The organism is Roseobacter litoralis Och 149 (genome assembly GCF_000154785.2).
Taxonomy (GTDB): domain Bacteria; phylum Pseudomonadota; class Alphaproteobacteria; order Rhodobacterales; family Rhodobacteraceae; genus Roseobacter; species Roseobacter litoralis.
Window position 1 is genome coordinate 82,797 of the sequence record NC_015741.1, and the last position, 10,782, is coordinate 93,578.

The 10,782-nt window shown below is 58.4% G+C and carries 13 protein-coding genes; 12 read left to right on the plus strand and 1 reads right to left on the minus strand.

Going from position 1 to position 10,782, the window contains the following annotated elements:
* Positions 1 to 43 precede the first annotated feature (43 nt).
* The 12 genes from bchL to RLO149_RS22060 all read left to right on the plus strand — a co-directional run bounded on the left by bchL (position 44) and on the right by RLO149_RS22060 (position 9,663).
* Positions 44 to 943: a ferredoxin:protochlorophyllide reductase (ATP-dependent) iron-sulfur ATP-binding protein gene (bchL, locus tag RLO149_RS22005; protein WP_013984628.1), complete on the plus strand. Its 900-nt coding sequence runs from the start codon at positions 44 to 46 to the stop codon at positions 941 to 943.
* Entirely contained in the window at positions 943 to 1,683 is a 741-nt protein-coding gene (bchM, locus tag RLO149_RS22010) for a magnesium protoporphyrin IX methyltransferase (RefSeq protein ID WP_013984629.1), read from the plus strand. The genes bchL and bchM overlap by 1 nt, the downstream gene beginning before the upstream one ends.
* Complete coding sequence (locus RLO149_RS22015) at positions 1,680 to 3,113, plus strand: PucC family protein (RefSeq protein WP_013984630.1); 1,434 nt, start codon at positions 1,680 to 1,682, stop codon at positions 3,111 to 3,113. Before bchM ends, RLO149_RS22015 begins: the two co-directional genes overlap by 4 nt.
* 22 nt (positions 3,114 to 3,135) lie before the next feature.
* A complete protein-coding gene (gene puhA, locus RLO149_RS22020; protein ID WP_013984631.1) occupies positions 3,136 to 3,903 on the plus strand; it encodes a photosynthetic reaction center subunit H in 768 nt (255 codons plus the stop codon).
* A gap of 88 nt (positions 3,904 to 3,991) precedes the next feature.
* Positions 3,992 to 4,630: a photosynthetic complex putative assembly protein PuhB gene (gene puhB / locus RLO149_RS22025; RefSeq protein WP_013984632.1), complete on the plus strand. Its 639-nt coding sequence runs from the start codon at positions 3,992 to 3,994 to the stop codon at positions 4,628 to 4,630.
* Between the two features lie 5 nt (positions 4,631 to 4,635).
* A complete protein-coding gene (gene puhC / locus RLO149_RS22030) occupies positions 4,636 to 5,103 on the plus strand; it encodes a photosynthetic complex assembly protein PuhC (RefSeq protein WP_013984633.1) in 468 nt (155 codons plus the stop codon).
* A 20-nt stretch (positions 5,104 to 5,123) separates the two neighbouring features.
* On the plus strand, positions 5,124 to 5,420 hold the full coding sequence (locus RLO149_RS22035; protein ID WP_013984634.1) for a hypothetical protein: 297 nt from the start codon (positions 5,124 to 5,126) through the stop codon (positions 5,418 to 5,420).
* Positions 5,417 to 6,559: a magnesium-protoporphyrin IX monomethyl ester (oxidative) cyclase gene (gene acsF / locus RLO149_RS22040; protein WP_013984635.1), complete on the plus strand. Its 1,143-nt coding sequence runs from the start codon at positions 5,417 to 5,419 to the stop codon at positions 6,557 to 6,559. The genes RLO149_RS22035 and acsF overlap by 4 nt, the downstream gene beginning before the upstream one ends.
* Before the next feature lies 1 nt (position 6,560).
* Positions 6,561 to 7,382, plus strand: a complete 822-nt coding sequence (gene puhE, locus RLO149_RS22045; RefSeq protein ID WP_013984636.1) for a putative photosynthetic complex assembly protein PuhE — start codon at positions 6,561 to 6,563, stop codon at positions 7,380 to 7,382.
* Positions 7,372 to 8,586, plus strand: coding sequence for a 5-aminolevulinate synthase (gene hemA / locus RLO149_RS22050; RefSeq protein ID WP_013984637.1), 1,215 nt, complete (start codon positions 7,372 to 7,374; stop codon positions 8,584 to 8,586). The genes puhE and hemA overlap by 11 nt, the downstream gene beginning before the upstream one ends.
* 73 nt (positions 8,587 to 8,659) lie before the next feature.
* Complete coding sequence (locus tag RLO149_RS22055) at positions 8,660 to 9,079, plus strand: c-type cytochrome (RefSeq protein ID WP_013984638.1); 420 nt, start codon at positions 8,660 to 8,662, stop codon at positions 9,077 to 9,079.
* Between the two features lie 350 nt (positions 9,080 to 9,429).
* Positions 9,430 to 9,663 carry a hypothetical protein gene (locus RLO149_RS22060; RefSeq protein WP_013984639.1) on the plus strand — a complete coding sequence of 78 codons (234 nt, stop codon included), beginning with the start codon at positions 9,430 to 9,432 and terminating at the stop codon, positions 9,661 to 9,663.
* A 16-nt stretch (positions 9,664 to 9,679) separates the two neighbouring features.
* On the opposite strand, the gene RLO149_RS22065 is transcribed toward RLO149_RS22060, so the two are convergent.
* Positions 9,680 to 10,357: a hypothetical protein gene (locus RLO149_RS22065; RefSeq protein WP_013984640.1), complete on the minus strand. Its 678-nt coding sequence runs from the start codon at positions 10,355 to 10,357 to the stop codon at positions 9,680 to 9,682.
* Between the last annotated feature and the right edge of the window lie 425 nt (positions 10,358 to 10,782).

A 10,782-nucleotide genomic window follows, 5' to 3' on the forward strand; every position in this document is an offset into this window, starting at 1 on the left:
GCGACATGAACAGGGCAGCGCGCCCCTTTGAAAGGACGATGACATGAGCCCACTGGACAGAACACCGCCAAGCCTGCGTGGTCAGGACGGCGAAGGATCCGTACAAGTCCATCAGGACGACACCGCCAAAATCGAAGGGGCCAAGGTCTTTTCTGTTTACGGCAAGGGTGGCATTGGCAAATCCACCACATCCTCGAACCTGTCAGCGGCATTTTCCATGCTGGGCAAACGCGTGTTGCAGATCGGCTGTGACCCCAAACACGACAGCACCTTCACGCTGACCGGCACCTTGGTGCCCACGGTGATCGACATCCTGAAAGAGGTGGATTTCCACCCCGAGGAACTGCGCGCCGAAGATTTCGTCTTTGACGGCTTTAATGGCGTGAAATGCGTCGAGGCGGGCGGCCCCCCAGCGGGCACCGGCTGCGGCGGGTATGTCGTCGGGCAAACCGTTAAGCTATTGAAACAGCACCATATGCTGGAAGACACGGACGTCGTGATCTTTGACGTGCTCGGCGATGTGGTCTGCGGCGGCTTTGCAGCCCCCTTGCAGCATGCGGACCGTGCGCTGATCGTCACGGCCAATGATTTCGACAGCATCTATGCGATGAACCGGATCATTGCTGCCGTGCAGGCCAAGTCAAAGAACTACAAAGTGCGCCTCGCAGGCTGCGTTGCGAACCGCTCCAAAGACACGGATGAGGTTGATCGCTACTGCAAAACGGTTGGGTTCAACCGCATCGCCCATATGCCGGACCTAGATGCGATCCGCCGCTCACGTCTTAAGAAAAAGACGCTCTTTGAGATGCCCGACGATGAAGAGATCGTACAGGTCCGCAAGGAATACATCCGTCTGGCCGAAACGCTGTGGAACGGGACAGAGCCGCTGGCCCCTGCCCCCCTGCCCGACCGGGAAATCTTTGAACTTCTGGGGTTTGATTGATGCGCGACGAAGTAACCCTTTCCAATGGTGCACCAACTGCCGGGCGCGATGCTTCGCGGCCGGGGTACAGCGCCACTTTGGGCCGGGTAGAGACGTATTTCGACAAGACCGCGACCCGCACTTGGGAGCGGCTGACCTCTGACGCGCCGGTTTCGAAAATCCGCCAGACAGTCCGGCAGGGCCGGGACCGGATGCGCGATCTGATGCTGAGCCGCCTGCCCGCCGATCTGACGGGCCACCGCGTGCTCGATGCAGGCTGCGGTGCCGGGCAGATGACGATTGAGCTGGCCGCGCGAGGTGCCGAGGTGCTTGCCACCGATATCTCCCCCTCGCTGGTCCAGATCGCCGAGGCGCGCCTGCCCGAAGCTTTGCGCAAACAGGTCACCTTCACCTCTGGCGACATGCTTTGTCATACGCTGGGCCAGTTTGATCATGTGATCGCGATGGACAGCCTGATTTATTACGATGCCAACGACATCGGGCGCGCCCTTGCGGCCCTTGAGACACGCACCGGCGGGTCGATCGTGTTTACCGTCGCACCACGCACCAAGGCCCTGATGGCCATGTGGTACGCGGGCAAACTCTTTCCCCGGTCTGACCGCAGCCCGGTGATGATCCCCCATGACGCAGGCAAACTGGCGCAGGCTGCCAGCACGCAAGGCGTGTTGGGGCAGGTCAAACCCATCGAACGCGTCACATCCGGGTTTTACATCTCTCAACTGATGGAGCTGCGCGCATGAATGTGGCCGGTCTGAAACGCCTGTCGCTCAAAGCGATGCCCTTTGCCGATGCGGCGAGTGACGGATTGCCCTTGCCGCAATTGCTGCGCCTGTCGTTGTTCCAGATTTCCGTTGGTATGGCCGCCGTGATGCTTCTGGGCACATTGAACCGGGTCATGATCGTTGAATTGACGGTGCCTGCAATGGTTGTCGCGGTCATGATCGCCCTGCCGGTTCTGATTGCCCCTTTCCGCACGCTTCTGGGCTTTCGCTCAGACACGCACCGTTCGGCCATCGGCTGGAAACGGGTGCCCTACATCTGGTTCGGCACATTGTGGCAGTTCGGGGGGCTGGCCATCATGCCCTCGGCGCTCTTGGTCCTTGGGGGTGATGTCTATATCGACGTCCCCTTTGCCGGAGAAATCCTCGCGGCACTGGCCTTTGTCATGACCGGTCTCGGCATGCACATGACGCAAACCGCCGGTCTGGCGCTGGCCTCGGATCGGGCGACGGATGAAACCCGTCCGCGTGTCGTGGCGCTGCTTTACGTGATGTTCCTCGTGGGCATGGGCATTTCGTCGCTGATCATCGGCTTTTTGCTGCGGGATTTCACCCCGCTGAAACTCATTCAGGTGGTGCAGGCCACTGCTGTTATCACCGCCGTTCTGAACCTGATCGCCCTGTGGAAACAGGAAAGCCTGCAACCCATGAGCCGGACAGAGCGCGAAGCGCCCCGCCCAAGGTTCAAAGACGCATGGGAAGATTTCATCAAGGGCGGACAAGCCGGGCGACTGCTTGTGTGCATCTTTGTCGGCACCATGGCGTTCAACATGCAGGATGTGCTGTTGGAACCCTATGGCGGCGAAATTCTCGGCCTTTCGGTGTCCTCCACCACCTTGCTGACGGCGATGTGGTCGCTGGGCGCGCTGCTCGGCTTTGCCTTGGCGGGCAAACGGCTTGCCGACGGCTCGGACGCGTTCCGGCTTGCGGCTGGCGGCATTCTGGCCGGGGTTGGCGCGTTCTGCATGGTGATCTTTGCCGCCCCTCTGAATTCGCCTGCGCTGTTCTTTTCCGGCGCGGGCATGATCGGTTTTGGGGGCGGCCTGTTTGCGGTCGCAACTTTGACCGCCTGTATGACCCTGCCCGAAACCGGCACGGCGGGTCGGGGTCTGGCTTTGGGCGCATGGGGGGCAGCACAAGCGACCGCTGCCGGCCTCTCAATCGCCATTGGTGGCAGCTTGCGTGACTGGACAGGCTCCATCGCCATGTCAGGAGCTTGGGGAGAGGGCCTGGTTTCCCCAGCTACCGGCTATTCAGTCGTATATCATCTGGAGATCGTACTTCTGTTCGTAACTCTGGTGATCCTTGGACCGCTTGTGCGTCGGCGCGTTTACCACACCTCAAGAGAAAGCGGATCACGCCCCATGGGCCTGGCCGATTTCCCAACATGACCCCGTTTCAGGAGGAAACGAAATGACTGCAGCGTTCTTTGGCGAATTTGATCTGGCGAGCTTGTCTCTCTGGTTATTCTACATCTTCTTTGCTGGGCTGATCATCTACATCCAGCGTGAAAACATGCGCGAAGGCTATCCGCTCGAAGACGATGAGGGGAACCCTTCTTCCAACCCCAGCATGTGGCCGATCCCCTCGGACAAGACCTTCAAACTGCCCCACGGTCGCGGTGATGTCACCGTGCCAAGCGGGCAGACACCGGAACGCGCAGACATTGCTCTGAAACGCACAGGGCCCGGCAATGGTTTCCCACTGGAGCCCACGGGCGATCCGATGCTCGACGGAGTCGGCCCTGCCTCATGGGCGCCGCGCCGCGACGCGCCGGAACTGGACGGTCACGGGCATCCGAAAATCGTGCCTATGTCTGCTGCCGAAGGCTTTATCGTCTCGGCCGGACGTGACCCGCGCGGCCTGCCCGTGATGTCAGGCGACAAGGAAATCGTCGGCAAAATCACGGACATGTGGATTGATGAACCGGAACAACTCGTGCGCTTTCTTGAGTTCGAACTGGAAGGCAAATGGGGGTCAGGCACGCGTCTGGTGCCAATGACATTCGCCAATATCAAGTCAAACAGCGTCAACATAGCGGCCCTTTATGGCGAACACTTTGCCAATGTGCCGACAGTTGCCTCTGCGCGTCAGATCACCCTGCTCGAGGAAGACAAGATCGCGGGCTACTACGGTGGTGGCAAACTCTATGCCGGCAACCGTCAGGAACCCAAACTCTGACGATCCCTCCGCCACGCGCACCTCTGCGGGACCAAGACCCCGCTGGGGCGCTCATTAAGTCGAAACCACAACCAAGGAGATACTCGCCATGTCTCATGACGATTTTGAAATAGAGCCCGTTGAGGGGCTCCCCGCCGAGCCCCCGAAGGGCGAAAATATCCTCTGGCAAGGCCGTCCCGACTGGTGGCGTCTTGCAGTGGAATCTCTGAACGTGAAATGGGTTGCGGGGTATTTCATCCTGCTGGCCGTGTGGCGGTTCGTCTCACAACTGGATCTTTTGCCACTGGGTCAGGCAATCGGTGCGGCAGTGCCCTTTTTGATACTGGGCCTTGTGACCTGTGGCATGCTGACACTCGTGGCCGTCGCCCAAGCGCGCGCCACGGTCTACACCATCACCGATGCGCGCGTTGCCATGCGCATCGGCGCAGCCCTGAATGTGACACTGAACATTCCCTACACACAGGTCGGCAATGCGATGCTGGATCTGCGCCCCGGTAAAACAGGGACCATCGCGCTTGAAACCATCGGCGAAACCCGCCTGTCCTACCTGACCTGCTGGCCGCATGTGCGCCCCTGGCATTTCCGCGAAGCGCAGCCTGCCCTGCGCTGCATCCTCGACGCCGAACATGTCGCGCGGCTGCTGTCGGAGGCCGCAGAGGCGCGCGTCTCTGTCCCCACTGTCACCCGTGCCCGGCCCCAAGCGGCCCAGGCCGTCGCAGCGGAGTAGAGCCAATGACAACTCAAACCCAACCCCGCATCCACGCCAAGCAAGAAGACCTCGTACCGCGCATCATGGTCCGCATCATGTTCGGACTGGTCCTGACCATTCTGGGCATCGTCACCGTGGCGACACTCACCGGCCGCGCCCCAGACAGCCAGCCCCCCGTTGGGGCCTTATTGACGGAACGCGCGATCTTTCTGTCCGGTGACGCCTCAGGCGCCGCCCGCGTCCTTGATGAAAACGGGACCCTGCTGGCCGACTTCACCCCGCAAACAGGCGGGTTTGTCGCAGGCATAGAACGCGTCATCGCCCGCGAACGCGGGAAAAGCGGGATCGACATGTCGGCCCCCGTCCTACTACAGTTACGGGAAGGCAATCGCCTCTCGATCACGGACCCCGTCACCGGATGGTCAGCCGAGCTTATGGGCTTTGGCGCCACCAACTCCCGCACCTTCGCCAGGTTGCTGGATAAACCCTAACCCAGAAAGGAAGCCACCTCATGGGACTACTGACAAAGGACTTCGAACGTGCCCCCTGCACGGTTGAAATCAGCCACAAATTCGAAAGCCTGCACGCGCATGTGAAATTCAACAACGGGGCAGTGATCTACCCCGGCGACGAAGTGCAGGTACATGGCGGCGAAATCATGGCCCCCTTCGGAGAAGTGATCTCTGAAGACCGCGAAGCCACGATCATCCGCGCCAGCAAGCTCGAACGCCTCTGGACCCGGCTCACGGGCGATTTCGAGGTCATGGAGCTTTGCGAATTTTCATTCTCTGAGGAGGTCACGCTGTGAACATCCAGAACCCGCAAAAAAGCGACGTCGCCCCCGCTAAACACACGTCCGAAATCACCGACGCCGAAGAAAGCCTGAAGCTGCAGGAAGCGCAATCCGTCGTGGACAGCGAAAGCGCCACCGAAGTCGCGATGCAGAACACGCTGCTGACGCCGCGTTTCTATACCACCGACTTTGATGAGTTGGACGCGATTGATGTCACGCCTGTGCGTGAAGACTGGGACAAGCTGATCGCGCAGATGGTGTCCGACCCCAACAAAGGCCACTTCAAAAAGAACGAAGACTGGGACCATGTTGACTGGGAAAATATGGAGCCGACGCTGAAAAAGGAATTCCTCGATTTTCTGATCAGCTCCTGCACGGCTGAATTCTCGGGCTGCGTACTTTACAAAGAGATGAAACGCCGCGGCAACAACAAGGACATCACGCAACTGTTCCAGCTGATGGCCCGGGATGAGGCCCGCCACGCTGGTTTCATCAATGACGCCCTGCGCGAAGCAGGCGTCGCCGTGAACCTCGGATTTCTGACGCAGAAGAAGAAATACACCTACTTCCGCCCCAAGTTCATCTATTACGCGACCTATCTATCCGAAAAGATCGGCTACGCGCGCTACATCACGATTTTCCGCCATCTGGAAAAGCATCCCGAGCACCGCTTCCATCCGATTTTCAAGTGGTTCGAGGAATGGTGCAACGATGAATTCAGCCACGGCGAAGCCTTTGCCCTGCTGATGAAAACCGACCCCAAACTGACCAGCGGCAAGAACGTGCTGTGGATCAAGTTCTTCCTCACGGCGGTTTATTCAACGATGTATGTGCGCGATCACCAGCGCCCGGCCTTTCACAAAGCCCTTGGCGTGGACCCGGATTGGTACGCCCATGAGGTCTTTACCAAAACCTCTGAGCTGACCAAACAGATCTACCCGATCACGCTGGACATCGAGCACCCCCGCTGGCAGCGCGGCCTTGAGAAAATGCAAAAAGCCAACGCTGATCTGGCGGTTGCGACCAAGGATGGCAAATTTTTTGCCAAGATCGGCGCACAGGCCCGTGCGGTCAGCGCGTTCATCTCACTGATCACGATCCCGGCGAAAAAGCACAAGGTCCCGACCGAGACCCTCATGCGGCCCGCCTACTGAAATGAGCATCTGGTCCGCCGCCCTTCTAGCCCTTTTCGTGTGGTGGTTTTCCACCGGCGCGATCCTGTGGGTGGTCAAGGTGGCGGACCGCAAAGGCGGCAGCGCAGGCTGGCTCGCTACGCTCTGGGGCCTGCCGATGCTGGCGCTCGGCGTGTACGGTTTCCTGAGCACCCTTGGCGACATGTCCGCGCAGGGCGCAGTGCTTGCGTTCCTCTCCGCACTGGCAATCTGGGGCTGGATCGAACTGGCGTTCCTGACAGGTGTCATCACCGGCCCCAACAACTACCCCCTGCCCCCGAATACGCCCGAATGGGAACGCTTCATCCGCGCGTGGGGCACATTGGCCTATCACGAAATGCTGCTGGTTTTCACATTGATCAGCATGTTCCTCGTCGAATGGAACATGATGGCGGGCAATAAATTCGCCACATGGACCTTCGCGGTACTGTTTTTCGCCCGTATCTCGGCAAAACTGAACCTGTTCTGGGGCGTGCCTCGGATCAACGTGGACTTCCTGCCGACGGCGCTTGCGCATCTTGCGACCTATTTCCGGATCAGACCGCTCAACTGGCTGTTTCCGATCTCCGTTTCTGCCCTGACCTTCGCGACCGCCTGCTGGCTGGAGCGGATGCACGGGGCCGAGACCCAAGGCCAGATCATCGGCTTTGCCCTGCTGAGTGTCATTACCGCACTCGCACTTCTTGAACACTGGGTGATGGTTCTGCCGATCCCGGACGAAAAGCTCTGGCGGTGGATGTTACCTGCCCCAAAGCAACCAACACCAAAAGCAACGACACTAAAAGGGGGACATCATGGACTTTGATGCACTGTTCCAAGCGCAGCTGGACACACTCAAAGAAGATGGAAATTATCGCATCTTCGCAGAACTTGAACGGCAGGCGGGTCAATTCCCCCAGGCGAAATGCTATAACGAAGACAGCCCCGATCAGGTGACCGTCTGGTGTTCCAATGACTATCTCGGCATGGGCCAGAATCCGACCGTCATCAACGCCATGAAAGATGCGATCGACAGCTATGGCGCCGGTGCGGGTGGTACGCGGAATATCTCCGGGACCAACCACGCGCACAAACTGCTTGAAGCCGAATTGGCGGACCTGCACCAAAAGGAAGACGCGCTGCTCTTTACCTCCGGCTACGTCTCCAACTGGGCGGCATTGTCCACGCTGGGCAGCCGTCTGCACGACGCGGTGATCCTCTCGGATGAGCTGAACCACGCCTCCATGATCGAAGGCATCCGCCATTCCCGCGCCAACAAGGTGCTGTGGAAACACAATGATCCCGAAGACCTCGACCGCAAGCTCTCCGCCCTGCCCGCCAATTGCCCCAAGATCGTGGCCTTTGAATCGGTCTATTCCATGGATGGTGACATCTGTCCCATGAAAGAGATCGTGGAAGTGGCCGAAAAGCACGGTGCCATGACCTACCTCGACGAAGTCCACGCCGTCGGCCTTTATGGCGCGCGTGGTGGCGGCATCTCGGAGCGTGAGGGCCTGCAGGACCGCATCACCCTCATTGAAGGCACGCTGGGCAAGGCCTACGGCGTTGTGGGCGGCTATATCACCGGCTCAGAGGCGATGTGCGACTTCATCCGCTCCTTTGCCTCCGGCTTCATCTTTACGACCGCCCTGCCCCCGGCTGTGGCGACTGCGGCACAAGCGTCCATCCGGCACCTCAAGCAATCGGATCAGGAACGCAAGATGCAACAAGAACGCGTCGCCTATCTTCGTAAACGTCTGGACATGGAGGGAATTCCCCATCTGGAAAACCCCAGCCACATCATCCCTGTGATGATTGGTGATCCCGTCAAATGCCGCATGATCGCGGATTACCTGATGCAGCAATACGGTATCTATGTGCAGCCCATCAACTATCCCACCGTGCCCAAAGGCACGGAGCGGTTGCGCTTTACCCCGGGGCCGCTGCACAGCATCGAGGATATCGAACATCTGGTGCTGGCGCTCAAGGAACTTTGGAAACAATGCGCCATTTCACACGCGGTTGCATAAGATTGCAGGGTTGTGAGTGTTGACTCTCGCGTTTAAGTCCTAAGATGTAAGGCAAGCAACCAAGGAGATAACGATGACACGAACTTTAGCAGTAGTACTCGCAATGACATTCTCGGCAGCACCGGTATTTGCCGAAGGTGACATCGAAGCAGGTGAAAAAGCATTCAACAAGTGCAAGTCTTGCCACCAGATCGTTTCCGATGCTGGTGATGAAATCGTCAAAGGCGGTCGGACAGGCCCGAACCTCTATGGGGTCTTGGGTCGTCAGGCGGGCACTACCGACTTTAGATACGGTGACGACCTCGTTGCCGCCGGTGAAGCCGGGCTTGTCTGGGATGCCGCAAACTTCGCGGAATATGTTCAGGACCCACGCGCCTTCCTGCGCACGTATCTGGATGATTCCAAAGCGAAATCCAAAATGGCATATAAGCTGAGAAGTGGTGGCGAAGACATCGCAGCCTATCTTGCGTCGGTGACCGGTAGCTCTAGCTGATACCCGTTCGCTCGATCACTCTGTCAGAAAACGCCGTCCCACATCGGGGCGGCGTTTTTGCTTTGCCGTGACAAGCACAGAGCAGCGTTTCCTGTATAACTTCGACAGCCCGCGCCACTTTTTGAATATGCACCTGCGTTAGCGCGCGCGGGTATGGCTAAAGCGTCATGCGAAAAACCTGAACCACATAACGCTGCCTGAAATCAAAAATTTCAACGCGTTACGTGATACTTGATGTGTCAGGTATTTCGTCAGACGCTCTAAAAACCAACCTTCATGTCAAAGAGACGTTGCGTTCCGCAGTCGTTCAGCGACAATGCTGGCTCGACAGATAAAACGCAGGCCACCAGATGGACAATCGCAAGCTCACCTCCCTTTTCGAAACCACAGGCTCGGTGTCAGCGATGGTCTATGCCGTTCTGATCGCCTCGAACACCGGTAATGAAATCCTCGGGTTTTCCCTGCTGCTGATCTCCGCCAGTCTGTTTGCCGCCTGGGCTGTCATCGACCGACGCTGGACCTTCCTGCTGTTGCAAGCTTTCTATGGCGGCTCTGCAATTCTTGGATTGATCCGCTGGGGGTAACCCACGGCGCGGTGCGTCAGATCACGACCCGTACCTCGGATACGGTGCTGTCGATTTCACGCAAGGCGACAAGCACCCGTTTTTCCAGATGAGTCTGAACATAGGCTGCATGAAACCGGGACGGCGCGCGCAATGTGACACGCCCCCCTGCCCTTTCGATCCTGTCTAACGCCGCCATCCATGAGGCATAGGTCGCCGGGTCTTCGGCGTGCAGCAGCGCTTGCGCCAGTACCCATTCCGTCCCTGTTGAAATGTCGGGCTCCGGCACCACGCCCTTCTGCGGCAAGGGCACAACCTTGGGCGTGTCGGTATTGCTCATGCGCAGCTCGAAATCAGGCCCCACAGCGGACCACTGCGGTTCTGTGTCGGACAGGATCTGGTCAATACCCAAAGCATATTCGCTCACACGCCCCCGTGCGCCCTGACGCTTGACGATCAACCAGCCCCGCGCACGCAGCAGGGCCATCTCACGCTTGACCGTGCGTTGGTCTACTGACCACAGGTTGGCGATTTCCCGCTGCCCCACGGCCAGTTCATCGCGTATCCAATTGTACCGTGCTGTGATGAGGGTCATCAGCCTCAATACGCGTCGCTGATCATGCTTGTCTCGGGAAAGCGCAAAGGCGCCCATCGCTGTCAAAAGATCATACTTTCGCGCAGAGGATCCGCGACCCACAGGTTTTGTGGAATGCATCATCTGCCCTTCTGGTTCGTTTCGCAGGGTTTCCTGCGGTGCCTCATCGCCGGACTGATTGTTCAGCCTCTTGTCAGGTCAGGATAGCGCTATTGAGACGTTTTTCCAAGCCCTTCCCTGATTTGCGTCCGCTTGCCCGATTCTGTCAAGCACGCAGTTCAGTTTTGGGGTTCTCTCATCAAACTCAGAAAAGATATTTAGGTATTAATGGTATTGGGGGACATCCTGTCTGACCCCCAATTGCACTGTTTTGTCCCCCAATAGGTGCAGATGCCGGTGAAGGTGTCCCCCATATTTTGTGCCCTACTCTAAAAGACGCGGCGGCTGACTCTGAAAGCACGCACCGAATCGTTTGCCGCTCTATCTGTTTCATAGACATGTGGGACAGGGTTTGCCTGTTTTGCTGTCCGAGTATATTCCCTTTT

Bases quoted from the DNA above. Each gene is read 5' to 3' on its own strand.
- bchL (WP_013984628.1), top strand. From the start codon at position 44: ATGAGCCCACTGGACAGAACACCGCCAAGCCTGCGTGGTCAGGACGGC.
- bchM (WP_013984629.1), top strand. From the start codon at position 943: ATGCGCGACGAAGTAACCCTTTCCAATGGTGCACCAACTGCCGGGCGC.
- RLO149_RS22015 (WP_013984630.1), top strand. From the start codon at position 1,680: ATGAATGTGGCCGGTCTGAAACGCCTGTCGCTCAAAGCGATGCCCTTT.
- puhA (WP_013984631.1), top strand. From the start codon at position 3,136: ATGACTGCAGCGTTCTTTGGCGAATTTGATCTGGCGAGCTTGTCTCTC.
- puhB (WP_013984632.1), top strand. From the start codon at position 3,992: ATGTCTCATGACGATTTTGAAATAGAGCCCGTTGAGGGGCTCCCCGCC.
- puhC (WP_013984633.1), top strand. From the start codon at position 4,636: ATGACAACTCAAACCCAACCCCGCATCCACGCCAAGCAAGAAGACCTC.
- RLO149_RS22035 (WP_013984634.1), top strand. From the start codon at position 5,124: ATGGGACTACTGACAAAGGACTTCGAACGTGCCCCCTGCACGGTTGAA.
- puhE (WP_013984636.1), top strand. From the start codon at position 6,561: ATGAGCATCTGGTCCGCCGCCCTTCTAGCCCTTTTCGTGTGGTGGTTT.
- hemA (WP_013984637.1), top strand. From the start codon at position 7,372: ATGGACTTTGATGCACTGTTCCAAGCGCAGCTGGACACACTCAAAGAA.
- RLO149_RS22055 (WP_013984638.1), top strand. From the start codon at position 8,660: ATGACACGAACTTTAGCAGTAGTACTCGCAATGACATTCTCGGCAGCA.
- RLO149_RS22060 (WP_013984639.1), top strand. From the start codon at position 9,430: ATGGACAATCGCAAGCTCACCTCCCTTTTCGAAACCACAGGCTCGGTG.
- RLO149_RS22065 (WP_013984640.1), bottom strand. From the start codon at position 10,357: ATGCATTCCACAAAACCTGTGGGTCGCGGATCCTCTGCGCGAAAGTAT.